This is a genomic window from Flavobacterium nitrogenifigens (assembly GCF_003254565.1).
GTDB lineage: Bacteria > Bacteroidota > Bacteroidia > Flavobacteriales > Flavobacteriaceae > Flavobacterium > Flavobacterium nitrogenifigens.
This window is the reverse complement of the sequence record NZ_QJRI01000181.1, coordinates 268,596-292,189: the sequence shown is the minus strand read 5'-3', so window position 1 is coordinate 292,189 and position 23,594 is coordinate 268,596. Positions and strand designations below refer to the sequence as shown.

The window sequence follows — 23,594 nt, the reverse complement described above, 5'->3', positions numbered from 1 at the left end:
TTATTTTCTTAAACTTTCAATAAATTCTACCACAGCACTGTGAGAAACGGCTGTTTTTTTGAAGTGAGATTTGATTAAATGACGCTCTTCATCAGTAGCTTCAAATTGATTGATAATGTTGTTAAGGTGCATTTTCATGTGGCCTTCTTGGATTCCTGTTGTAGTTAAGGAACGCAATGCGGCAAAATTTTGTGCTAAACCTGCAACTGCTACAATTTCCATTAACTCTGGAGCAGAAGGTTTTTCTAAAATTTCGAGACACAATTTTACTAAAGGATGCAAAGAAGTTAAACCGCCAACAGTACCAACTGCTAAAGGAATTTCAAGCCAAAAAGTGAAAATTCCGTTTTCGATTTTAGCATGTGATAAACTTGCGTATTGGCCATTTCTGGAAGCATAAGCGTGTACGCCAGCTTCTACAGCTCTAAAATCATTTCCTGTTGCTAGAATCACGGCATCTACGCCATTCATGATGCCTTTATTATGTGTAACGGCTCTAAAAGGCTCAACTTCTGCAATTTGTACTGCTTGAACAAAACGCTCTGCAAATTCTTGTGGATTTGTAATGTGTTTTTCAGCTAAATCTTCAATAGGGCAAGAAACTTCTGCTCTAACAAGACAATGAGGCACATAATTCGAGAGAATGCTCATTATAACTTCTAGTTTTTCGCCATTTTGACATAAGTCAGAATTTTGACCTTCTTCTTTTAAAGTAGTAGCAAATTGCTCTAAACAAGAGTTTATAAAATTGGCTCCCATGCTATCTTTGGTTTCAAAAGTAGCATGAAGCTGATAGTAATTTTCTAGTAAACTTCTTTTGTCTTTTAGTTTGATGTCTAAAATACCACCGCCACGCTGCTGCATATTTTTGGTAATGCTTTGCGTTTCTGAGAAGAATTTTGGTTTGATTTGGTTAAAAAACTGAGTTAACTTTTCTGCGTCTCCACTATAAGTAAAGTGAACTTGGCCAATTTTTTCAGTATCTATAATTGTAGCTTTAAATCCACCTCTTGTTGACCAGTATTTTGCGGCTTTAGACGCTGCTGCAACCACAGAACTTTCTTCAATTGCCATCGGAATGGTTTTGTATTTTCCGTTTATCAAAAAGTTAGGCGCAACACCAAGCGGGATATAAAGGTTTGTAATGGTGTTTTCTATAAATTCATCATGAAGCTGCTGAAGCTTTTCGTCTGAATTCCAGTAATTTCTTATAATATTTTGCGCCTCTTCAGGATTTGAAAAATATTCATTTGCAATCCAGTTAATTTTTTCTTTTTTGGATAATTTAGAAAATCCGGCAACAGCGTTGTTCATTCTCAATGTATTAAATAATAATGTTGCGGCAAAGATACTATTTTAAGAGTTTTGATTGCAATCTATTTCAGACATGTAAGTACGCAATCGTTATTTTTTTTAACATTTAACACTTAAAATGTGTATTATGTTTATTTTTTTTACTAAAATTGGGCTCTTTTTATATTTAAAATAATTCTAATGAATACAAGCAAATTTACTGCAGTACTTTTATTCTTAACTGCAGTTGTTTTTGGGCAGCAGAAGATAACTGTCGAAAATGTTTTTAGCGGTACTTTCCGGGCAAAAGGAATGGATGAACTGCAATCGCTAAAAAATACAAATCAATATACTGTTTTAAATGTTGATCAAGCGAGCAGAAGTATGCAGATTGATTTATATGATTTTGCTACACTGAAAAAAGTATCAAATCTTATTGATACTAAAAGCTTTAAAGAACTTGCAGAAGGAATTGACAGCTATACTTTTGATGCTTCTGAAAAAAAGATCTTAATTGCTTGTCATTCTTCTAAAATCTTCCGTCACTCTTTTACTGCCGATTATTTCCTTTATGATATCGCAGCAAAATCCTTGACAAAACTTGTTGATTTTCAGATTCAAGAACCGACATTCTCACCTGACGGAACAAAAATCGCTTACGCAAGAGAAAATAACTTATATGTATATGACGTAGCTTCAAAAAAATCTACGGCTATTACAACAGACGGAAAGAAAAATGCGGTTATAAACGGTATTACTGACTGGGTTTACGAAGAAGAATTTGCATTTGTGCGTGCTTTCGATTGGAGTAAAGACAGTAAAAAAGTAGCTTATATTCGTTTTGACGAAAGCCAGGTTCCTGAGTTTTCAATGTCAATCTTCCACAAAGATTTATATCCTAAAATTGAGACTTTTAAATATCCTAAAGCTGGAGAAAAAAATTCAGATGTTTCGTTACATATCTATGATGTAGCTGCGGGAGCAACGAAAAAAGTTAATTTAGGAAACTACAATGATTTCTACATTGCTAGAATGCAGTGGACAAATGATGCCAATGTACTTTCAGCGCAGGTTTTAAACCGTCACCAAGACAATTTAGATATACTGTTCATTGATGGTAATACAGCAACTTCAAAAGTAGTTTTAAATGAAAAAGATAAAGCTTATGTAGATATAACTGATAATTTGACTTTCTTAAAAGACAACAGTTTTATCTGGACTAGCGAAAAAGACGGTTTTAATCATATTTATGTGTATGATAAAAACGGAAAACTTAAAAATCAAGTGACAAAAGGAAACTGGGAAGTGGTTTCATACTACGGTTTCGACGAAAAAACAAAAACTATTTTCTACCAATCTACAGAAAATGGTTCTATCAACAGAGATCTTTACAGAATTGGTTTAGACGGAAAAAATAAAGTGCGTTTGTCTTCAAAAACAGGAACAAGTGCAGCGACTTTCAGTCCAAATTTCCAATACTTCATTGCAACTTTCTCTAGTAATACGCAGCCAACAACATATACTTTGAATGAGGCTAAAACAGGAAAAGAAATTCAGGTTATAGAAAATAACCAAGCTCTTGCTGATAAATTGAAAGCGTATGATCTTCCGTCAAAAGAATACTTTGTTTTAAAAACGGCTAAAGGAAACGAACTAAATGCGTGGATTTTAAAACCAAAAGATTTTGACCCTTCAAAAAAATATCCTGTTTTCATGTTCCAATATTCAGGTCCAGGATCTCAGCAGGTGGCAAATCAATGGAATAATTCTAATGATTACTGGTTCGCTTCATTAACACAGCAAGGTTACATTGTAGCTTGTGTTGACGGAAGAGGAACAGGTTACAAAGGAGCTGATTTCAAAAAAGTAACTCAAAAAGAATTAGGTAAATACGAAGTAGAAGACCAGATTGATGCGGCAAAAGTAATTGGCGCTTATCCTTATGTTGATGCTTCAAGAATCGGAATCTTCGGATGGAGCTATGGTGGATTTATGGCATCTAACTGTATTTTTCAAGGAAACGATGTATTTAAAATGGCAATCGCGGTTGCACCAGTTACAAACTGGAGATTTTATGACAGCGTTTATACAGAAAGATACATGCAAACTCCGCAAGAAAATGCAAGCGGATATGATCAAAACTCTCCTATAAACCATGTTGATAAATTGAAAGGAAAGTTCTTGTTGATTCACGGTTCTGCAGATGACAACGTTCATGTTCAGAATACAATGCAAATGATGGAAGCTTTAATTCAGGCAAATAAACAATTTGATTCTCAAATTTATCCAGATAAAGATCATGGTATTTATGGCGGGAAAACGAGAGTTCAGCTTTATACTAAAATGACAAACTTTATCAAAGAAAATTTATAATCTAAAAATAATTAAAACCTAATTAAATAAACGAATAATATGGGAGAAACTCAAGTAAAAACAGCGCATCCAAAAGGACTTTGGGTATTATTTGGAACGGAGATGTGGGAGCGGTTCAATTTTTATGGAATGCGAGCTTTATTGACTTTATTTCTTGTAAATTCATTATTGATGAAGGAAGAGGAAGCGTCATTAATTTATGGAGGTTTTCTTGGACTTTGTTATTTAACACCAATGTTAGGTGGTTTTGTTGCCGACCGTTATTTAGGAAACAGAAATTGTATCCTATTAGGAGGATTATTAATGGCAATAGGACAATTGCTTTTGTTTACGAGCGGAAGTCTTTTTGGATCTAACTTAGGTTTAGCAAAAATTATCATGTACTCTGCGTTAGGAGTGATTGTTTTTGGTAACGGATTCTTCAAACCAAATATTTCTAGTATGGTTGGAAGTTTGTATCCAAAACAAGAAAAAACAAAATTAGATAGTGCTTTTACTATTTTCTATATGGGAATTAACATCGGAGCATTTTTAGGTCAGTCTATTTGTCCGTTATTAGGAGATGTTAAAGATGCAGGCGGAATTAGAGATATCCACGCTTTTAGATGGGGATTCTTGGCAGCTTCTACTGCAATGTTATTAGGAACAGTTCTTTTCTACTTCTTGAAAAATAAATATGTGGTTTCTCCAGAAGGAAAACCATTAGGAGGACTTCCTTCTAAAAATGATGCTTCAGACTTTGAAGAAGGAGAAGCACAGCAAGCAAACTTTTCTACTAAAGCCCTTATCGGTGCAGGAATTGCTTTTGTTGCTTTAGGATTCTTTTTCCACTATGTGGTTGGTCAGAACTTGATCTATACTTTGATTTATTCAAGTGGTTTGGCGTTAGCAGGATTAATTATTTCAGACACGTCTTTAACTAAAGTTGAAAGAGATAGAATTTATGTAATCTACATCGTATCGTTTTTTATTATTTTCTTTTGGGCAGCATTTGAACAAGCTGGTTCATCTTTAACTTTTATTGCAGATAACCAAACAGACAGACATTTCTTTGGTTGGGCAATGCCACCATCGATGGTTCAAATTTTTAACGGAATGTTTGTTGTGCTTTTAGCAGTTCCTTTCAGTATTCTTTGGGATACTTTAAGAGCTAAAGGAAAAGAGCCAATTTCTCCTGTAAAATTAGCAGCTGGATTAGTGATCATTTCTGTGAGTTTCTTTATGATTGCGACTCAGGTTTCTTATATCGGAACTTCTGGTTTATTGCTAGTTAAATGGCTTATTTTATTATATTTCTTAAATACATGTGCAGAATTATGTTTGTCTCCAATTGGTTTGTCATTGGTTGGTAAATTATCTCCAAAACGTTTCGCGTCATTATTATACGGAGTATTCTTTTTGTCTAATGCTTCAGGATATGCACTAGGAGGGACTTTGGGTTCTATCTTACCAGCAACTGGCGATAAATTTGCAAAAGCAAAAGAATTAGGAATCGATCTTCAAGCAGTTTTAGATAAAAAAATAACGCTTTCAGCAGACCAATTGGCTTTGTTGGATCATCATCAGATTAGTGCACAAAATCCAATTTTTGCTGGATTTGAAATCCATAATTTATATGAATTCTTTATGGTATTTGTTGTACTTACAGGTATTGCTGCAATTTTATTATTTGCTTTAACACCACTATTGAAAAAATTAATGCACGGTGTTAGATAAAAAATGGAAAACAATATTACTTTAGAAGAAATTCAAAATTTTAAAGGCAAGTACCCAAAGCAATTGTGGTACTTGTTTTTGGTTGAAATGTGGGAACGTTTCTGTTTCTACGGAATGAGAGGGGTTTTAGCGGTTTTTATGGTAGACCAACTTGGTCTCGTTGAAGGAAAAGCGAACTTGCAATACGGAGCCATTCAGGCGTTTGTGTACGCTTTTACATTTATCGGGGGAATTTTTGCCGATAAAGTTTTAGGATTTAAAAAATCACTTCTTTTTGGAGGAATCGTGATGATTTTAGGGAATTTGCTTATTGCAGCTTCTCCTCATGATTTCTTTTATTACGGAATAACACTTTCTATTATTGGAACAGGTTTCTTTAAGCCAAATGTTTCTTCAATGGTAGGGGAGCTGTACCATGAAAATGATGGTCGCCGAGATGCAGGATACGGATTATTTTACGCTGGAATTAATATTGGGGGAATGCTTGGTGGAGCAATACCAATTTATTTAGGAAAGAACTATTCTTGGAGCCTTTGTTTTCTTTCTGCTGCAATTGTTATGATTATAGGAGTTGTAACTTTTCTTTTGACTAAAAAACATTTAGCACCAATTGGAAATTCTCCGTTAGAAAATCATGCGCCTAAAAAACGAAATCTTTATGAAATAGCCGTTTACGTGGGATCTTTTGTTGTTATTCCATTAGTGTATATAATGGTTATCAATTCCGATTTTACAGAGTATTTTATGTATACTATCGGGGTTTTGGCATTGGGATATTTTTTATATGAATTGATATTGATAAAAGAAAGAAAGCAGCAACTTAAGTTTTTGGCTGCCTTCATCTTTATTTTTGCATATTTTATGTTCATGGCAATTTCTGAACAGTCAGGAGGTTCGTTGTCGCTATTTGCGAAAGATAATTTAACCAATAAGCTATTGTTTTTTAATATCGATCCAAATGTGGTAAATAATAGTATAAACTCACTTTATGTTATTATTTTTAGTCCATTAGTAGGATTGTTATGGATATTTATGGCTAAACGAAAAATAGAGCCTAATACTGTTATTAAATTTGGGTTGTCATTTATTTTATTGGCGGCAGGTTTCTTTATCTTCTATGCTGCTAGATATTTTGTAAACCAAGACGGATTAAGTTCGTTGGATGTATTTGCTTTAGGATATCTTTTGTATACATTGGGAGAATTGTGTATTGGTCCAATCGGAATGTCTGTAATAACTAAATTATCTCCTAAAAGATTGTTCGGAATGATGATGGGATTATGGTTTTTGTCAAGTGCATTTGGTCAATTTGCTGCAGGAAAATTGGGTGCTGAAATGTCTGATGCCAATACTGGAACTACATTAATGTCTAAACTTATGGCTTACACGGATGGATATTATCAATTAGCCTTATATGCTCTTGTTGCGGGTATTGCATTTATTGTTCTAACTCCGTTAATCAGAAGATTAATGCAAGAAGTTAAATAATTATATTGTAATCACTTTTTACATAAATTTGTATAAAATTTCCATTATGAAAAAAATAGTACTTATTGCTTTGTTTTTAATTGGTGCTGCAAATCTTCAGGCACAAGAATTAAAATGGTATACAGATGTTAGAGAAGCAATTACTGTAAGTAATAAAGAACAAAAGCCGATGCTGATGTTTTTTACAGGTAGTGATTGGTGTGGATGGTGTATTCGTTTGCAAAATGAAGTTTTAAAGACTGCAGAGTTTAAAAAATGGGCAACAGATAATGTGGTTTTAGTTGAGTTAGATTATCCTAGATCTGTTCCTCAGACACCAGAGCTTAAAAGTCAGAATAACGAATTGCAGCAGGCTTTTGGAATTCAAGGTTTTCCAACAGTTTTCTTTACTAGTGCAGAAACGAAAGATGGGAAAGTAAACTTTAAAGGTCTTGGTAAAACAGGATATGTTGCCGGGGGACCATCAGCATGGTTAACTGTTGCAGAAGGAATAGTGCATCCAAAGAAAATGTAAATTCAATTTGATAAAAATCAAAAGGTCCCTTACTCTGTAAGGGACCTTTTTTTGTTTAGTAAGAAAAATTCTTTATAAAAAATATTTTAAATTGAGTATTTTATATTTTATTATATGTAAAAAAACATATAATGTATTTTTTGTATTAATATAATTTGGATAATTAAAATATAATGTTAATTTCGTCTTGCTAATCTAACCAAAACCAATTTATATGACTAAAAAATTACTTATCCTACTGTTTTTTTTAGGTTCATTTATGATGCAAGCACAAAACTTAGCGTGGAGAACAAACATGACAGATGCTATTGCTATAAGTAATGACCAGAGAAAACCAATGCTGATTTTATTCACTGCCTCAGGTGTACCAGAAAATCTTCAAAACGAAATCTTTAAAACACCCGATTTTGCTGTATGGTCGCGAGATAACGTGGTCTTAGTAAAATTAGATTTATCTGATATGAATGCGTCAGATAGCGATCGCGAACAAAATGTAAAATTGAAAAATGCATTTGGAGTTGAAGATCTTCCAGAAGTATGTTTCGCAATGGCATCAGTAAGAAAAAACAAAACGACATTTAGCGCTTTAGGAAAAATAGCCTACAAACCTGGAGGAGCGAAAGCTTGGATTGCAGAATCAAATGCAATTTTACATCCAGCAGAATAGTAAACGATTTCATTCGACTTTTATTTTAATTTTTTTTAGTCCCCTCTCTGTTTTGCAGAAGGGGATTTTTTTTTGCTCTTAAGAGAATAAATCGCGAATTTGATTATTTTAAATAGTGTTTTTTCTACATTTATTAAAAATCGACTCATATATTATCAATTTGATTTTAATTCTTAGAAGTTGATTTTTAATGGCTTAAAATCTTTATTGGATTCTGTTTTTGTATTATTTTAGTTTTATTAACATAACCAAAACCAAAATTATATGCCCAAAAAACTACTTATCCTACTATTATTTTTAAATCCATTTTGTATGATTTCTCAAAATATAATCTGGAAAACCGACATCAACGATGCTGTAACTGCGAGTGCAGAAAAAAGAAAACCATTATTGATATTCTTTACTGCTCAAGGGGTAAATTCTCAATTACAAAATGAAATTTTTGCCACTCGAGATTTTGAAGAGTGGTCTCGTAAAAACGTTATTCTGGTAAAACTAGATCTTTCTGATCCTTCTGCATCTGATGCTGTTAAAGAACAAAATCTAATGTTGAAGAACGCTTTTGGTATTGAAGATATTCCTCAAGTATGCTTTTCTGAAGTGACGGTCAGAAAGGGAAAAACAAGTTTTAATAAATTAGGGCTCATTGCTTATAAAGCTCCTGGAGTTAAGAATTGGATTTCTGAATCTAATTCGATTATAAATCCAGAATAAAAATTAAAATTGATAATATCCCTTTTCTTTTGTCGAATGGAAAGGGATGTTTTTTTTAAGACAGCTTTTTTTCCAGTATTTCTGAATTGAATTGGAATTTGAGCCATCTGCAATAACAATTTTGGGATGAATATTCTTTAATACTCGATCTAGATTTATTTTTGAGGTTTGAGTAAGGACTAAAATATCAGGCTGAATTTTTTCTGAGAAAGCTTTAGTACTATCAATTATTAAAATTTTGTTGTTTTTAAAGTAAAGCACATTTTTAATCTCTTGAATTTTAGTCAGCCTAATTGAATTTCCAACGAGATAAGAATTTATATTTCTTGTATTGATGTCCTTTTGAATAGTGTCTCGGGTGTAAAGCGTAATGTGGCTTCCTAAACGCTCAGAAATAAGGGTGTTGTTTTTTTCATTGTAAACAATCAATTCTTCTTTGTTTTCGGTTTCTACTTTAGTTAAAATAAAAGAAATTTGGATGAAAATAATTGAGGCAAACACCAATATCAATTTGTTAAAGCTTGGTTTTTTAATCCAGATTATTGTGCCAATTATAAAGAATGAGAATGCCCATAGATGATAAAAATTGAAGCTGATATCTCTAATGACAAATGAATCGACAGAAGCTACAGCGTGAATCATGAGGTTTAGCAAATAAATGCTTTTTTCGAAAATCATCGTCATGAATAGCGGTGGACTGGTAAAAATAGCTACTATCATAACTACAATTCCTGCAATCATAATAAATGATAGAACAGGAAGGATAATGATATTTGTGACAAAAAACAGACCTGGAAATTGATGGAAATAGTAAAGGCATAAAGGCAAAGTACCAATTTGTGCTGCAAAAGAAACGGTCAAAGCTTCCCAGATATAAACTGTCAACTTGTTCTTTGGTTTGTAAATGTTTTTTAGAATAGGATGTAACCAAAGAATAAAGAATAAGGCGATATAACTTAATTGAAAACCAACATCAAATAAAAAATACGGTTCAAAAAGTAATATCAATAAAATAGAAACTAATAAAGTGTGATAGATATTGCCATTTCTACGTAAATGACTTCCGATTGCAACAAATGAGAACATAACTACCGATCTCAAAACCGAAGGAGATAAGCCAGAAATTATAGCAAAACCAGCCAATGATATTAAGATTGATGCTAATTTAAAGAATGAGCCTTTTCTTGTGTTTGGAATAGGTTTAAGAATAAAAGTGATAAAAAGCATTATAAAGCCCACATGAAGCCCTGAAACAGATAATATATGCGTTGCTCCAGAATATTGATAATCTTGGATAATATCTTGTGAAATCTCCTGTTGCTGTCCTAAAATCAAAGCTAAAGCTACATTCATTTCATCTTTATTGAAATTTGATTTTTCGAGATTGGAAATTATTCTCGAATGTAACTGTGCACAATAATACCAAATGTCTTTTTGAATCGTTTTGCTAACCAGAATATCTTTCTTCTGACAATAAATCTGAGCGTAGATTTGTTTGTCTGCCAAATATCTGCCGTAATCAAATTGATTTGGATTTTTACTGGGCTTATTTTGCTGTAAAATGGTTTGAATTTTAATGCTATTCCCTACAATTAAAGGGGCTTTGGTGCTGTCTTTTTGAACATTTACAATTATTTTTCCCGAATATGATTTTTCAGATATTGTTTTTACAAGACCAATGTATCGATCGCTATAATCATTACTTTTTAGTTTTTCTCTTAAAATTAATGTTACTGATTGAGGGTTTTTGAAAGCAGTCTGACAATGTGTGTAATTGCTTTTTTGAAGGCTTTGTGTATGGCATAAAAGTGTTAGTGCGCCAATACAGAATGATAAAATGTAACTAAAGCTTCCGAACAGTATCGTTTTTTTATTACGTTTTAAATTCCAAATGAAAGCTCCGGAAAATATTATAAAACCAATCGAAGTCAAAAGTACGATCAGCGTGATAGAAAAATGAAGATAATACGAAGCAATTATGCCAAGTACAAAAGCGGACGTAATTTTTACTAACGGAAAATCTAATACTTTCATGGCATAAAAGTATTAATTTTTTGTAAGAAAAATAATGAAAAAAAGTTTTTAAGGCAAAACTCTGTTTACTTGCTCAAAAGAGTTTTTGTAATAAGGCTCTTTGGTAGAAGAAATAATGACTCCTTTTGAGGTTGAGGAATGCACAAATTTTACTTCGTCAGAATTGACTTCTGTAATTAATCCAACATGATTAATTTGTCTGCTTTTGTTGGTTTTAAAGAAAATTAAGTCACCTTTTTTGGCATCATTTAACGGAACTACTTTGCCAATTTTTGCTTGCTCATAAGAACTTCTCGGAAGATTGATACTTTCACTTTCGAAAGTAGTGTAGACCAATCCAGAACAATCAAATCCGCTTTTTGTAGTTCCTCCCGCTTTATATCGAACACCTATATTGTCAGTAGCTTTTTCAATAAGATTATTTACTAAAGTTCTGTTTTCTTTTTTAGATTCGTTTTTGTTTGTAACCGAAGAAGTCGATTTACAAGAAGTAAAGGCAATCGCTAAAAGCAGAAAAAGGAGTATTCTTTTCAAAATAGATTAATTAGTTTGTTTTAAATCGGCAACAATGAGTTTTGCAGTGTTTTTGCTTGCACCAACTCCGCCCAATTTTTGTTCTAATATATCGTAATTTTGTAGCACTTTATTGCGATGACTAGGCTCTAATAATTTTTGAAGCTCTTCTTTGATTCGTTTTTTGTTGCAATCTCCTTGAATCAATTCAGTTACAACTTCCTGATCCATAATTAAATTGACAAGAGAAATATATTTTAAAGTGATAATTCTTTTTGCAATCTGATACGAAACTTCGCTTCCTTTATAGCAAACCACTTCAGGTACTTTAAAAAGCGCTGTTTCAAGAGTGGCAGTTCCAGAAGTTACTAATGCAGCTGTCGAAGAACGAAGCAAATCGTACGTTTTATTGGAAACAAATGCAATGTTTTTATTTTTTAAGAATTGCTGATAAAATTCATATTCCTGACTTGGAGCGCCAGCAATAACAAATTCGTAATCTTGAAAATCATCCACAACGCTCAGCATCACGCTCAACATTTTGGTGATTTCCTGTTTACGGCTTCCAGGAAGAACTGCAATGATTGGTTTTTCTCCTAGATTATTTTCTTTTCTAAACAAAGCTTCATCAAAAGCAGGCTGATTCTGAATCGCATCAATAAGCGGATGTCCAACAAAATCTACAGGGAAATGATGTTTGTCTTCGTAGAAACTTTTCTCAAAAGGCAAAATCACATACATTTTATCAACGTCTTGTTTGATAGCTTTAATTCTGTTTTCTTTCCAAGCCCAAATTTGAGGAGAAATATAGTAATGCGTTTTATAGCCTAATTCTTTTGCCCATTTTGCAATTCGCATATTAAAGCCTGGATAATCAATAAAAATAATCACATCTGGTTTGAACTCTGTGATGTCTTTTTTACAGATTTTGATATTGTTTAAAATGGTTTTTAAGTTGAAAACCACTTCAATAAAGCCCATAAAAGCTAGATCGCGATAATGTTTTACCAAAGTTCCGCCTGCTTTCTGCATTAAGTCTCCGCCCCAAAATCTAATTTCTGCTTCTGGATCTTCAACGTATAATGCCTTCATTAAATTTGAACCATGTAAATCTCCAGAGGCTTCTCCTGCAATTATGTAATATTTCATGTTGGTTTTTTTGTAAATGTGCTAAAGTTGTAACCGTTAAAGGGAACTTAGCAAAGATAAGATTTAAATAACTAATGTAGAAATTGCCAATACAATCACGGCTAAAATTACACCTCGAGCCATATATTCTTTGTCTCTTTTAAGAAGAATCGCAAATACGCCAAGATCTAAAAGTGTTCCTATGGTAATTATTTTTCCAAGATATCCGTATTCTCGAATCATGTGAAATCCTTGCGAAATTTCAAATGTGGTAAAAAAAGTGATAAACAAATAGCTTCCTAAAAGAGCTGTAAAAATTCCGATAATAAAACCAATCAGTATTTCTTTAGTCATTTAATTTCCAAGTATTAAGTTGCTGAATAGAGTGGTGGGCGGTCAAGTCAAACTGTACCGGAACTACCGAAATGTATCCGTTTGCCAAAGCCCATTCGTCGGTATCTTCGCCTTTGTCTTCATTTACAAATTTGCCTGCAAGCCAGTAATAATCTTTCCCGAAAGGAGTTTGTCTTTTGTCAAACTTTTGTGCGTAATACGCTTTCGCTTGACGACAAACTTTAATTCCTTTAATTTCAGATTCCTTTAATTTTGGAAAGTTGACATTTAAAACTACTCCTGGAGGCAGTTTGTTGGCTAGAGTTTCTAAAGCAATTTTTTTTACGAAAGACTTGATTGGTTCAAAATCAGCGTTCCAATCAAAATCTAAAAGAGAAAAACCTATTGCCTGAATGCCTTCTATGCCGGCTTCTACAGCTGCGCTCATGGTTCCTGAATAAATTACATTGATTGAGGAATTTGATCCGTGATTTATTCCCGAAACGCATAAGTCAGGTTTACGTTTCAAGATTTCGTTTACTGCCAATTTTACACAATCTACAGGAGTTCCAGAACAGCTGTACTCTGCAATTGTGTCATCGTCTTTTGAAATTTTATCTATAAATAAAGTATTGTTGACAGTGATAGCGTGTCCCATTGCGCTTTGAGGTTTGTCTGGTGCAACAACAATGACATCGCCTATGGTTTCCATAACGCTAATAAGGGCTCTAATTCCAGGAGCCAAAATACCATCATCGTTGGTCACTAATATTAGTGGTTTTTCAGCTTTCATATAATAAATATTATGTGTAGTTTTAACAATTGTAGGATTTTAAGAACAAAATTAATCACAATTATTTGCGAGAAGTCACAAATACTGTAAAATTTGTCAACTAAGGTAAAGAACTTTTTTACGAATTAAACATTTTTATATCTTTAACAAAAAATTATCGAAGCGTTAGCTCTCGTGGCATAGTTTTTAACGTAACTTAGATAAAAAAATTGATGAATGCTATTATAAAGTTTATGAAAAGAAATTATAAGATACTCATAGCCGTATTGTGCTTATCGCTTACATTATTTGCATTTAAGATGAATGCCGATAGGACAATCGACCCAGATCCGAATAGAGACAAGACACTTTTAGAATTACTAGCATTTGTTATTGAAAAAGGGCATTATAGTCCAGCGGAAATAAATGATGAGTTTTCAAAAGGTATTTTCAAGGATTACATCGATGCTTTAGACCCATCAAAAAGATTCTTCCTTCAGTCAGATATTGACGAATTTAAGCAGTATGAATTAATGCTTGATGATCAGTTTTTGAATAAAGATATTACTTTTTTCAACCTTACTTATACAAGGCTGATGAAACGTATGGAGGAAAGTAAAAAACGTTATAAAACAATTTTGGCTCAGCCATTTAACTACAATGTAGATGAGAATTTTGATGCGGATTATGAGAAAATGCCGTATGCAAAAAACTTAACGGAGATTAATGAAAGATGGAGAAAACAAATCAAATTATCGACTCTTTCTTCTTTAGTTACAAAACAAAAAATTGAAGAAGAAAAGAAGAAAAAAGATCCGGCTTACAAAGAAAAATCTTTTGAAACTTTAGAAAAAGAAACACGCGAAAGTTCTTTAAAATCTCTAGATGATAATTTTAGTGTAATTAAAGATTTGAATAGAGAATACTGGTTTTCAGTGTATTTGAATTCTATTATGGCTCGTTTTGATCCGCATACAAGCTATTTTGCACCAGAAGAAAAAGATCGTTTTGATGTAAATATCAGTGGAAAACTTGAAGGTATTGGAGCTCGTTTGACTAAGAAAAACGACTTTACTCAAATTGATGAATTAATTTCTGGAGGCCCGGCCTGGAAAGGAAAACAACTAGAGGCAGGAGATTTAATCTTGAAAGTTGCTCAAGGAAACGAAGAGCCAGTTGATGTTGTGGGTATGCGTTTGGATGATGTTGTGAAGAAAATTAAAGGTCACAAAGGAACTGAAGTAAAACTGACAGTTAAAAAAGTAGATGGTTCTATCAAAGTGATTTCTATCATTCGTGATGTTGTAGAAATTGAAGAAACATACGCTAAATCTAGTGTTGTTGAGAAAAATGGTTTGAAATACGGAGTAATTTATCTTCCTAAATTCTATATCGACTTTGAAAATAAAGACGGTCGTGATGCCGGAAAAGATATTGCACGCGAGGTAGAAAGATTGAAACAAGCAAATGTTAATGGTATTGTTTTAGATGTTCGTGATGATGGTGGAGGATCTCTTTCTACAGTGGTTGATATTGCAGGTTTATTTATCGAAGACGGACCAATCGTTCAAGTAAAATCAGCTGGAAAAAAGAAAGAAGTTTTATACGATAAAGACAAAAAAATCGAGTGGGATGGTCCATTGGTTATTATGGTAAACAGTTTTTCTGCTTCGGCATCTGAGATTTTAGCTGCTGCAATTCAGGATTACAAACGTGGTGTAATTATCGGAAGCAAACAGACTTACGGAAAAGGAACTGTACAAAATGTTTTAGATTTGAATCAGTTTGTGCGTAATGCAAATTATGGAGATCTTGGTGCATTGAAAATTACAGGACAGAAGTTTTATAGAATAAACGGTGGTTCTACTCAGCTTGAAGGGGTTCATAGTGACGTTGTAATGCCAGATCGTTATGCTTACCTTAAAATGGGCGAAAGAGATATTGACAATGCAATGCCTTGGGATAAAATTGATCCAGCTGATTACAGCACATGGACTTCTAATGAGAATTTTACTAAAGCAATCAATAACAGTAGGAATAGAATTGCTCAAAATCCTCAATTTAAATTAATTGATGATAATGCAAAATGGATCGATGTTAAAAATAAAGAAAACGTTTATAGCTTGAACATTAAGAGTTTTAAAGAAACTCAGGAACAAGTTGAAAACGAAGGAAAAAAATATAAGCCAATTTCTGATTACAAAAACGATTTGATTTTCAAATCACTTCCGTATGAAGAAGATGAAATGAAAGCTGATGCTTCTTTAAAAGAGAAAAGAGATGCATGGCACCAAGCATTGTCTAAAGATGTTTATGTAGAAGAGGCTTTAAATGTATTAGATGATCTACAAACAAAAAGTTTGGTGAAAAATACGGTTAATCCTAAAATGAAAAAGGATAAACTAGTGAAGTCTTAAGTTCGAGAAGAATTTAATTTGTTTAAAAACGCTCTATAAATTTTGAATTTATGGAGCGTTTTTTTTGTAAGTTCGCTTTTAAAAATAGAAATATGAAAGGTTGTGTAGGTTTAATTTTGCTGAGTTTTGCATTATTATCATGTAAAAGAGAAAACGTAAAAATTGATGAAGAGATAAAAACTAATGAAGTGGTTTCTTTTAAAGAAAATTCTACTCACAAAGATTCTTTATACACAGTTGCTTATCTCCCGACTTCAACAACCAAACAAATTGTAAAACACCAATATTACACGCTTTCTTACAATGAAAAGTTTGAGCAGGCAGAATGGGTGGCATACGAATTGAAAAAAGAATATTTAAAAAATAATGATTACAAAAGACCTTATTTTATAGAAGATCCAAAAGTAACTACCGGTTCTGCCGATTGGAGAAACTATAAAAAATCAGGTTACGATAAAGGCCATCTTTGTCCTGCCGGTGATATGGAGTTTAGTAAAGATGCATACAACGATACTTTTTATACTTCGAATATTTCGCCTCAGAAAAAAGAATTTAACGCTGGAATTTGGAATAGAATAGAGCAGAAGACGCGCTATTGGGCAGGAAAATACAATGATATTTATGTAGTAACTGGCGGAATTGCGAAAGATTCTGACAAAAGAATTGGAACAGAGAAAGTTGCGGTTCCTAAATATTTTTATAAAATTGTTTTAGCTAAATCAGGAAAAGATCATAAGGCAATTGCTTTCTTAGTTCCAAACGAAAAAAGTGATAAATCCATCTATGATTTTGTTGTTCCAATCGAAACTTTAGAAAAAATGACTGGAATTGATTTCTTCCCCAATCTTAAAAATCTAAAAAGCAGTAAAGATTTTTAATTAAATACTGTTTACCTATAAATTAATCTAGAATATAAATAAGAATGCCTTTTTTTAAAATGAACAAGCAAAAAATGATGTTTGTTGGTTTGATATTTTCTTTTATCATAAGCCACGGCTATAGCCAAACAACACTTAATAAACAAAATATAGAAAACACACTTAACGATGCTTTTAATAAATTTAAAGATTTAAAAGAAGGTAAAAACGCCGACTATATTAAAGAGCTAGCCAATGTTGATCCCAATATTTTTGGTATTGCGCTTGTTACTGCAGATGGAGCTGTATATACAAAGGGTGATATAACGTCGATGGTCTCCATTCAAAGCATATCGAAAGTATTTACTATGGCAAAAGTAATTGAGCAAGAAGGACCACAATTTTTGCAAGACAAAATAGGGGTAAATGCGACTGGATTGCCGTTTAATTCTATTGTTGCTGTTGAAATGCATAAAGGTGATAAAATCAATCCTCTAGTAAATCCGGGAGCTATTGCAACTACGAGTCTTATTCGAGGTAACGATTCTATAGCAAAATGGAAAGATATTCAGAAAATTCAGAGTGATTTTGCCGGGAGGCAGCTTTCCATGAATCGTCCTGTTTATATAAGCGAGGCTAGTGATAATTTGCGAAATCAAGCTATTGCACATTTGTTATTGGCTTATAACCGAATATATTTTGATCCAGCCCAAGCAACAGATCTTTATACGAAACAGTGCGCATTGAATGTAAATGTAAAGGATCTCGCTACAATGGCGGCTACATTGGCAAATGGAGGCGTTAATCCTGTTACAAAGAAAAAGGTGGTTAGTCAGTCGACTGTAATGTATACTTTACCTGTAATGGCAACTGCAGGTCTCTATGATAATTCTGGGATATGGCTGTTTAATTCGGGACTTTCAGCAAAGAGTGGTGTTGGAGGAGGAATATTGGCAGTATGTCCAGGTAAATTTGGAATTGCTGTTATTTCACCACCATTAGATGAATCTGGAAATAGTTTGAAAGCGCAGAAAGTGATCCAATATGTTGTAGAAAAACTTAAAGCAAATCCTTATTGGATTGAACCTAAATAGGTTTTAGGTAAAAAAAGAAAAGTCCAAAATTATTTTTTGGACTTTTCTTTTTTGTTTTTGAAAATTTAAAAAGCAGTAAGACTTTTTAAATCAGCTATGGTTTCTGTTGGGTTTTCGGCTTTAAAAACAAAGCTTCCAGCTACTAAAACATCTGCGCCAGCTTCTACTAATTGTTTAGCATTTTTGCTGGTTACACCTCCATCAATCTCTATTAGTGTTGAAGCGTTTTTGCGTGTTATCAGTGCTTTTAGTTTCTTTACTTTGTCGTAAGTATTTTCAATGAATGATTGTCCGCCAAATCCTGGATTTACACTCATTATGCAAACCACATCGATGTCATTAATAACGTCTTCTAATAAGTCAACATTGGTATGAGGATTCATGGCAACTCCAGCTTTCATTCCTTCTGCTTTAATTGCCTGTAACGTTCTATGCAAATGCGTGCAAGCTTCGTAATGTACGGTTAAACCATTTGCGCCTAAATCTGCAAAAGTTTTAATGTAGCGGTCTGGATCGACAATCATTAAGTGTACATCGATATATTTTTTAGCATGTTTTGAAATTGCTTCTAAAACTGGCATTCCAAATGAGATGTTTGGAACGAAAACGCCATCCATAATATCGATATGAAACCAATCTGCTTGACTGTTGTTAATCATTTCTGAATCACGCTGTAAATTACCAAAATCGGCAGCAAGAACTGAAGGAGCAATAAGTGTATTTTTCATTGTGTTTGTTGTGTGTTGTTTTTATTGCAAAGATAAAGTTTAACCGCAAAGTTCGCTAAGAATTACGCAAAGTTCGTGAGGTTTTTTTGTTTAATAAATAACGCAAAGAGCGCAAAGATTTTTCGCAAAGTTTGGAGAGTTTCTGTTTGAAATTATTTGAGAAGGCAAAGTTCTCAAAGCTTTGTGTTCTCTTTACTCTATTAAAATATAGCTTAGAAAACTTAGCGAACTTTGCGAAAAATCTTTGTGTACTCTGCGTTACAAACATTTCAGCTCAATACTAAAAAATAAAAAACTCCGGTAATCAGCCGGAGTTTCAATCATCAATCAAAAAACGAACAGTCAATCAAACTGTTGTTTGCGGTACAAAGGTTTCAAGTTTCATGTTTCAAGTTACAAAAGCAACCTGAAACTTTAAACCTGAAACAAATATTGTCTTATCCTAAATAAGTTTTAAGGATTTTACTTCTAGAAGTGTGTTTCAATCTACGGATTGCTTTTTCTTTAATCTGACGAACACGCTCACGAGTTAGGTCGAAAGTTTCTCCAATTTCTTCAAGAGTCATTGGGTGCTGATCGCCAAGACCAAAATACAAACGTACAACATCTGCCTCTCTTGGAGTTAATGTTTCTAAAGAACGTTCAATTTCAGTACGAAGAGATTCGTGAATTAATTCTCTATCTGGATTTGGAGATTCACCAGAACGTAATACGTCATAAAGGTTAGAATCTTCCCCTTCAACAAGAGGTGCGTCCATAGATAGGTGACGTCCAGAGTTTTTCATAGACTCTTTTACGTCGTTTACAGTCATGTCTAGTTCTTTTGCAATTTCTTCAGCAGAAGGCGGACGCTCGTTAGATTGCTCTAATAAAGCGTACATTTTGTTGATTTTATTGATAGAACCAATTTTATTTAATGGCAAACGTACAATACGAGACTGTTCAGCTAAAGCTTGAAGAATCGATTGACGAATCCACCATACAGCGTAAGAAATGAATTTAAAACCACGAGTTTCATCAAAACGTTGAGCCGCTTTAATTAAACCTAAGTTTCCTTCATTAATTAAGTCAGGAAGAGTTAATCCTTGGTTTTGATATTGTTTAGCCACAGATACTACGAAACGTAGGTTGGCTTTTGTTAGTTTTTCTAAAGCTCTTTGATCACCAGCCTTTATTCTTTGTGCTAATTCTACCTCTTCATCAGCGGTAATTAGGTCAACTTTTCCAATTTCTTGTAGATATTTATCTAACGATGCAGTTTCACGATTAGTTACCTGCTTGGTGATTTTAAGTTGTCTCATGTTGTTGTCTCCCTATTTTTAAAGTGTACAAATGGTTATACGTAAGGAGTATCAAAAAAGTTACAATAATTATTTATTTTTTTAAAATTTATATGTAACCCCAGATTGAATCGATAAACTATAAGGTTTTGGAGCACTGTAATCTTTAAAAGTGCTTAAATAATATTTGAAAATTGGATTGAAATCGAATTGAAATTTTTCATTTAGTTTATAATAAAAACCCATTCCCAAATTAAGTGATAAATTCATTTTATTTAGGTTTTTAGTTGAACCAATTCCTTCAGTTTTTAAATTATTTGAGGAAAGGTAAAGCTGATTTGCATCAGAAAACAATACGCTGAATCCGCTAAAAGCTTCCATTCCGTATGGAGTTTCATCTTTTTTAATAGCATAATTAAATTCTAAAGGGATTTCATAATAGGATATTTTTTGCACTAGCCGAATGTCCGCATCATTACCCATAACTTTATAAATGTCATTATTGGTTAAAACCATATTCTCGTAATTAATTGGGGATTGATTATTTAGATGATTAGATATTTTTAAATTTATTTTAGAAAAACCAGCTTTGAAACCATATTTTCCATACATGGTTTTGAAGTAAACTCCGTAATGAGAAGTTATCGGATGGCTTTTTGAGACATTATCTAAAGATTCATTTATTGTTGATTTTCCTGATAGGGAACCAAAAATTGCTGGTCCGTAAAAAACAGAAACGGAAAATTCAGGATCGTCTTCATTTTTTTGTTCAGGGTATTCTCTTTCGATATATTCTCTTTTAGGAGTTGTTTTTTTCTCCTGTTTGGGAATAATGCTGTCCTGTTTAATTGTTTTCGGATTGTCTGAATCCTGTAAATTTTCTTTGCTGGTTTTTGTATTGCTTTTTTCTGAATCTTCAGTTTTTATTGATTGATTTTGTTTGTAAACAATAGAATCATGCGGTGTTTTTTGAATAGTTGATTTCTTGTTTTTGCTTTTTGAAATGTTATTTTTTGAAATGTTATTTTTTGAAATGCTATTTTTTGGATTCTTTAAAGTAGTTTTAGATCTTGGTTTTTTAGAAATTATGGATGCTTTTTTAGCAATACCATTTGATTTCTTTGGAGAGCTTTCTGGTTTTTCTGAAATAGAATTAGGCTTTTTAGAAGTGGTAACAGTTTTATTTTTTCTAATGATTACTTTATATTTTTTTACCACTTCATATTCTTCATATTCATCTGTAGAGGTTACCAATTTTGAAGATTGTTTGATTAGTTTTTCTGTTTTGCTTTTTTTAATTGTTGTTTTGGTTTCACTTGAATTTTGAATTGTCTTTTTTATACTTGGCTTATTTTCAGAAGAAGTTTTGTTTACAGAATCTTGTGCCGTATTGTTTTTAGTTGCTAAAGACTGCTTTTGGTCATGGGTTGTTTTTGATTGATTGATAATGGTTTTATCTTTTTCAAAACCCAAAGGGTTATTTTGATTTTGTTTTAATTCTAAAACAAAAACTGAACTCGCAAGTCCTATTAATAAAAGACTTGGAATAAGCCAGAATAAAAGGCGTCTTTTTCTTTTTTTGTTTAAATCACTTTCAATTGAAGCCCATAAATTATTACTCGGACTTTTGTCCAGAAGCTCTAATTTGTCTTTGAATATTTTGCCTATTTCTTTTTTATTTTCCATGGCTCGCTTGATAATTATGGAATGATCTTTTTGAAGTGATTTTTTCTTTTAGAATTGATTTTGCTCTATGCAAATTAGATTTTGATGTGCTTTCGCTTATAGAAAGCATTTCGGCAATTTCTTTATGGCTGTATTCATCAAGTTCATAGAGGTTAAAAATCAACCGATATTGATGTGGTAACTCTTGTATTAATGACAATAAATAATCTATAGGATAATTCATTTCAGTATCAGCGATCATTATCTCAGGAATATTATCATCTTTAATTGATGTGAGAAAAAAGGATTTTTTATATCTGCTGATTGCTTTATTTATTAAAATCCGTTTCATCCATCCTTCAAAACTTCCGGTTGATTTAAAGTTTTTGATGTTGGTGAATATCTCAATAAAAGCATCATGGAGATTGTCTTCGGCTTCAGAATCATTTTGGCAATATTTTAGACTAATCACAAAAAGACTTTTATAATAGAGATTATAAAGTTCTTCTTGTGATTTTCGGTTTTGCTTAATGCAACCTTTTATGATTTGGTCTAAATTCAAAAATGAAACGTTTTTATATTGTTTTTTAAATATAAGAATCAAAATCCTTTTACGGTAATTTAAAAATATCTTATAGCTCTAGCTTTAGCATTGCCTTTTCCAGGAATTTTTGATGTAGAAGTTTTTTCTCCTGTTTTAAAATTAATTGTTGAAACTGTGTTTTGATCAATTTCTGTAGAACTCCAATAAATTGATTCTGTAAAATTGTCTAAATTTCTTGAATATAGATTTTTATATATTAGTTCTAATTCATTGTATGATGGTAAAAACCAATCGTTATAAATACCTTGATTAAATGATAGAGCATCTTTGGCTAAAAGAGTTCCATTATTTAAATTGCTACAAACCGCTGGATTTGTGTAGTAATTGGTTAGATTGTCATGATAAATTACAATTTGTGCTGTATTGTAATAACCATTTCCGATTTCGCTATTTCTTGCTTTTGATACAGATGAAGCCACACATCCCCATTCTAGATCTTTTAAATCTGTTGTTGCAACCTCTATGTATCGCCACCCAAAACTATATTGGCCTTTGTCATAAAAAACAATTCCATTTGCAGGTCCTCTATTGCCAATTTTATATGGATATTTAGTCTCATATAGAAGTTCTAATTTTATATTTTTATCCAACATTTTTATGGTCATGTTTGTGCCGCCCATTTCAACTTTGCCATCAATACTCCAATATTTTGCTAATTCAGATTCGCCATCTAGCTTTATATTTAGATGCAGTTTGTCATCTACAAATAAGAAAAACCATGTTCCTTTGTATTCTTGATTATTAAAATAAAAAACTAAGGTTCCGTCTGAGTTTATCAAAAACCGACCACTTAAATATGTGTTTTCATTGGTTTGAGAATAAGTTACTCTCCAATAATAATCTAACGGTTTATCCAAAGGCGGAGCAATAATTCCGTTGCAATATACTATAATGTCTTCTCTAGTACAGTTTTTAAGAGCAATGTCCAGTTCCGAATTACTATTTACGGAATAAACCGTATTATCTGCTAAAGTGGTTGAAATAGGATAGCTAATGCTTAAAGATTGATCGGCAGAAAGATTTTCTAAAATTTTACTGAATTGAACGTCGCTCATTATATATTGTACTCCAATAGGATTCTGATTGTTGTCGTAAACCTTTAAAGATAAAGGATAGATAAATTCTACGCATGGAGGTGTTTCTCCTTCTTCGAGCGTTTTTTCAGAAGTCGTGTTTTCTAATGTATTATATAACTCGGAATCTTTTGTAATTAATTTTCCAAATTCTCCCGTTTCTAAATTAACAGCTTCGTGCGGATTATCTTGAAATTCGCATCCGTAAACAATAAAAATGAATAGTAGAAGTGCTGTGGCTATTTTTGAAAAGTTTTCCATTGTGTCTGACTTTTAAGTTCGGTTCTAAATAATAGTCTACAGAAGTTAAAAAGGTTGCGTGCAAATTGAA

Annotated in this window: 20 protein-coding genes; 9 read left to right on the top strand and 11 right to left on the bottom strand. The window is 32.6% G+C overall.

The genetic code is table 11. The annotated features are described in order from the left end of the window. Positions 1 to 1,314: a hydroxymethylglutaryl-CoA reductase, degradative gene (locus DM397_RS21245; RefSeq protein WP_111379533.1), complete on the bottom strand. Its 1,314-nt coding sequence runs from the start codon at positions 1,312 to 1,314 to the stop codon at positions 1 to 3. A 180-nt stretch (positions 1,315 to 1,494) separates the two neighbouring features. Here DM397_RS21245 and DM397_RS21240 point away from each other — a divergent pair, with 180 nt between their 5' ends. The 6 genes from DM397_RS21240 to DM397_RS21215 all read left to right on the top strand — a co-directional run bounded on the left by DM397_RS21240 (position 1,495) and on the right by DM397_RS21215 (position 8,765). Further along, positions 1,495 to 3,666 (top strand): S9 family peptidase, encoded by a 2,172-nt coding sequence (locus tag DM397_RS21240; protein WP_111379531.1) that lies wholly within the window; start codon positions 1,495 to 1,497, stop codon positions 3,664 to 3,666. 39 nt (positions 3,667 to 3,705) lie between these two features. After that, positions 3,706 to 5,382: a peptide MFS transporter gene (locus tag DM397_RS21235; protein WP_111379529.1), complete on the top strand. Its 1,677-nt coding sequence runs from the start codon at positions 3,706 to 3,708 to the stop codon at positions 5,380 to 5,382. 3 nt (positions 5,383 to 5,385) lie between these two features. Then, on the top strand, positions 5,386 to 6,870 hold the full coding sequence (locus tag DM397_RS21230) for a peptide MFS transporter (protein WP_111379528.1): 1,485 nt from the start codon (positions 5,386 to 5,388) through the stop codon (positions 6,868 to 6,870). Between the two features lie 46 nt (positions 6,871 to 6,916). After that, positions 6,917 to 7,384 carry a thioredoxin family protein gene (locus DM397_RS21225; protein ID WP_111379526.1) on the top strand — a complete coding sequence of 156 codons (468 nt, stop codon included), beginning with the start codon at positions 6,917 to 6,919 and terminating at the stop codon, positions 7,382 to 7,384. A gap of 214 nt (positions 7,385 to 7,598) precedes the next feature. Next, positions 7,599 to 8,051 (top strand): thioredoxin family protein, encoded by a 453-nt coding sequence (locus tag DM397_RS21220; protein WP_111379525.1) that lies wholly within the window; start codon positions 7,599 to 7,601, stop codon positions 8,049 to 8,051. A gap of 312 nt (positions 8,052 to 8,363) precedes the next feature. Further along, positions 8,364 to 8,765 (top strand): thioredoxin domain-containing protein, encoded by a 402-nt coding sequence (locus DM397_RS21215; RefSeq protein ID WP_111379523.1) that lies wholly within the window; start codon positions 8,364 to 8,366, stop codon positions 8,763 to 8,765. Positions 8,766 to 8,768: 3 nt separating this feature from the next. Here the strand turns inward: DM397_RS21215 and DM397_RS21210 are convergent, their stop codons facing one another. The 5 genes from DM397_RS21210 to surE all read right to left on the bottom strand — a co-directional run bounded on the left by DM397_RS21210 (position 8,769) and on the right by surE (position 13,566). Beyond that, a complete protein-coding gene (locus tag DM397_RS21210; RefSeq protein WP_111379521.1) occupies positions 8,769 to 10,799 on the bottom strand; it encodes a ComEC/Rec2 family competence protein in 2,031 nt (676 codons plus the stop codon). Positions 10,800 to 10,847: 48 nt separating this feature from the next. Next, positions 10,848 to 11,333, bottom strand: a complete 486-nt coding sequence (locus tag DM397_RS21205) for a C40 family peptidase (RefSeq protein ID WP_111379520.1) — start codon at positions 11,331 to 11,333, stop codon at positions 10,848 to 10,850. 6 nt (positions 11,334 to 11,339) lie between these two features. Continuing rightward, a complete protein-coding gene (lpxB, locus tag DM397_RS21200; protein WP_111367702.1) occupies positions 11,340 to 12,461 on the bottom strand; it encodes a lipid-A-disaccharide synthase in 1,122 nt (373 codons plus the stop codon). Between the two features lie 63 nt (positions 12,462 to 12,524). Continuing rightward, on the bottom strand, positions 12,525 to 12,794 hold the full coding sequence (locus tag DM397_RS21195) for a hypothetical protein (RefSeq protein WP_111379518.1): 270 nt from the start codon (positions 12,792 to 12,794) through the stop codon (positions 12,525 to 12,527). Beyond that, on the bottom strand, positions 12,787 to 13,566 hold the full coding sequence (surE, locus tag DM397_RS21190) for a 5'/3'-nucleotidase SurE (RefSeq protein WP_008466485.1): 780 nt from the start codon (positions 13,564 to 13,566) through the stop codon (positions 12,787 to 12,789). The genes DM397_RS21195 and surE overlap by 8 nt, the downstream gene beginning before the upstream one ends. Before the next feature lie 212 nt (positions 13,567 to 13,778). Between surE and DM397_RS21185 the strand changes: the two genes are divergently transcribed. From DM397_RS21185 to glsA, 3 genes are all read left to right on the top strand, one after another. Beyond that, positions 13,779 to 15,962, top strand: coding sequence for a carboxy terminal-processing peptidase (locus DM397_RS21185; protein WP_111379516.1), 2,184 nt, complete (start codon positions 13,779 to 13,781; stop codon positions 15,960 to 15,962). Between the two features lie 92 nt (positions 15,963 to 16,054). Continuing rightward, entirely contained in the window at positions 16,055 to 16,840 is a 786-nt protein-coding gene (locus tag DM397_RS21180; protein WP_167511653.1) for a DNA/RNA non-specific endonuclease, read from the top strand. Positions 16,841 to 16,899: 59 nt separating this feature from the next. Next, entirely contained in the window at positions 16,900 to 17,913 is a 1,014-nt protein-coding gene (gene glsA / locus DM397_RS21175) for a glutaminase A (protein WP_111379643.1), read from the top strand. Between the two features lie 65 nt (positions 17,914 to 17,978). Here glsA and rpe read toward each other — a convergent pair whose 3' ends face one another. From rpe to DM397_RS21150, 5 genes are all read right to left on the bottom strand, one after another. Next, positions 17,979 to 18,641, bottom strand: coding sequence for a ribulose-phosphate 3-epimerase (gene rpe, locus DM397_RS21170; protein WP_111379512.1), 663 nt, complete (start codon positions 18,639 to 18,641; stop codon positions 17,979 to 17,981). Between the two features lie 437 nt (positions 18,642 to 19,078). After that, the gene (locus DM397_RS21165; RefSeq protein ID WP_007804760.1) at positions 19,079 to 19,942 is read right to left on the bottom strand and encodes a sigma-70 family RNA polymerase sigma factor; all 864 of its coding nucleotides are present in this window, start codon (positions 19,940 to 19,942) and stop codon (positions 19,079 to 19,081) included. A gap of 81 nt (positions 19,943 to 20,023) precedes the next feature. Next, entirely contained in the window at positions 20,024 to 21,607 is a 1,584-nt protein-coding gene (locus tag DM397_RS21160; RefSeq protein WP_111379511.1) for an outer membrane beta-barrel protein, read from the bottom strand. Continuing rightward, positions 21,597 to 22,148, bottom strand: coding sequence for an RNA polymerase sigma factor (locus tag DM397_RS21155; protein ID WP_111379642.1), 552 nt, complete (start codon positions 22,146 to 22,148; stop codon positions 21,597 to 21,599). Before DM397_RS21155 ends, DM397_RS21160 begins: the two co-directional genes overlap by 11 nt. A 59-nt stretch (positions 22,149 to 22,207) precedes the next feature. Beyond that, positions 22,208 to 23,524, bottom strand: coding sequence for a DUF1566 domain-containing protein (locus DM397_RS21150; protein WP_111379509.1), 1,317 nt, complete (start codon positions 23,522 to 23,524; stop codon positions 22,208 to 22,210). Between the last annotated feature and the right edge of the window lie 70 nt (positions 23,525 to 23,594).

Bases quoted from the DNA above. Each gene is read 5' to 3' on its own strand.
- DM397_RS21230 (WP_111379528.1), top strand. From the start codon at position 5,386: ATGGAAAACAATATTACTTTAGAAGAAATTCAAAATTTTAAAGGCAAG.
- DM397_RS21220 (WP_111379525.1), top strand. From the start codon at position 7,599: ATGACTAAAAAATTACTTATCCTACTGTTTTTTTTAGGTTCATTTATG.
- DM397_RS21240 (WP_111379531.1), top strand. From the start codon at position 1,495: ATGAATACAAGCAAATTTACTGCAGTACTTTTATTCTTAACTGCAGTT.
- lpxB (WP_111367702.1), bottom strand. From the start codon at position 12,461: ATGAAATATTACATAATTGCAGGAGAAGCCTCTGGAGATTTACATGGT.
- DM397_RS21160 (WP_111379511.1), bottom strand. From the start codon at position 21,607: ATGGAAAATAAAAAAGAAATAGGCAAAATATTCAAAGACAAATTAGAG.
- DM397_RS21165 (WP_007804760.1), bottom strand. From the start codon at position 19,942: ATGAGACAACTTAAAATCACCAAGCAGGTAACTAATCGTGAAACTGCA.
- rpe (WP_111379512.1), bottom strand. From the start codon at position 18,641: ATGAAAAATACACTTATTGCTCCTTCAGTTCTTGCTGCCGATTTTGGT.
- DM397_RS21195 (WP_111379518.1), bottom strand. From the start codon at position 12,794: ATGACTAAAGAAATACTGATTGGTTTTATTATCGGAATTTTTACAGCT.
- glsA (WP_111379643.1), top strand. From the start codon at position 16,900: ATGAACAAGCAAAAAATGATGTTTGTTGGTTTGATATTTTCTTTTATC.
- DM397_RS21150 (WP_111379509.1), bottom strand. From the start codon at position 23,524: ATGGAAAACTTTTCAAAAATAGCCACAGCACTTCTACTATTCATTTTT.
- DM397_RS21215 (WP_111379523.1), top strand. From the start codon at position 8,364: ATGATTTCTCAAAATATAATCTGGAAAACCGACATCAACGATGCTGTA.
- DM397_RS21225 (WP_111379526.1), top strand. From the start codon at position 6,917: ATGAAAAAAATAGTACTTATTGCTTTGTTTTTAATTGGTGCTGCAAAT.
- DM397_RS21210 (WP_111379521.1), bottom strand. From the start codon at position 10,799: ATGAAAGTATTAGATTTTCCGTTAGTAAAAATTACGTCCGCTTTTGTA.
- DM397_RS21235 (WP_111379529.1), top strand. From the start codon at position 3,706: ATGGGAGAAACTCAAGTAAAAACAGCGCATCCAAAAGGACTTTGGGTA.
- DM397_RS21180 (WP_167511653.1), top strand. From the start codon at position 16,055: ATGAAAGGTTGTGTAGGTTTAATTTTGCTGAGTTTTGCATTATTATCA.
- DM397_RS21245 (WP_111379533.1), bottom strand. From the start codon at position 1,314: ATGAACAACGCTGTTGCCGGATTTTCTAAATTATCCAAAAAAGAAAAA.
- surE (WP_008466485.1), bottom strand. From the start codon at position 13,566: ATGAAAGCTGAAAAACCACTAATATTAGTGACCAACGATGATGGTATT.
- DM397_RS21185 (WP_111379516.1), top strand. From the start codon at position 13,779: ATGAATGCTATTATAAAGTTTATGAAAAGAAATTATAAGATACTCATA.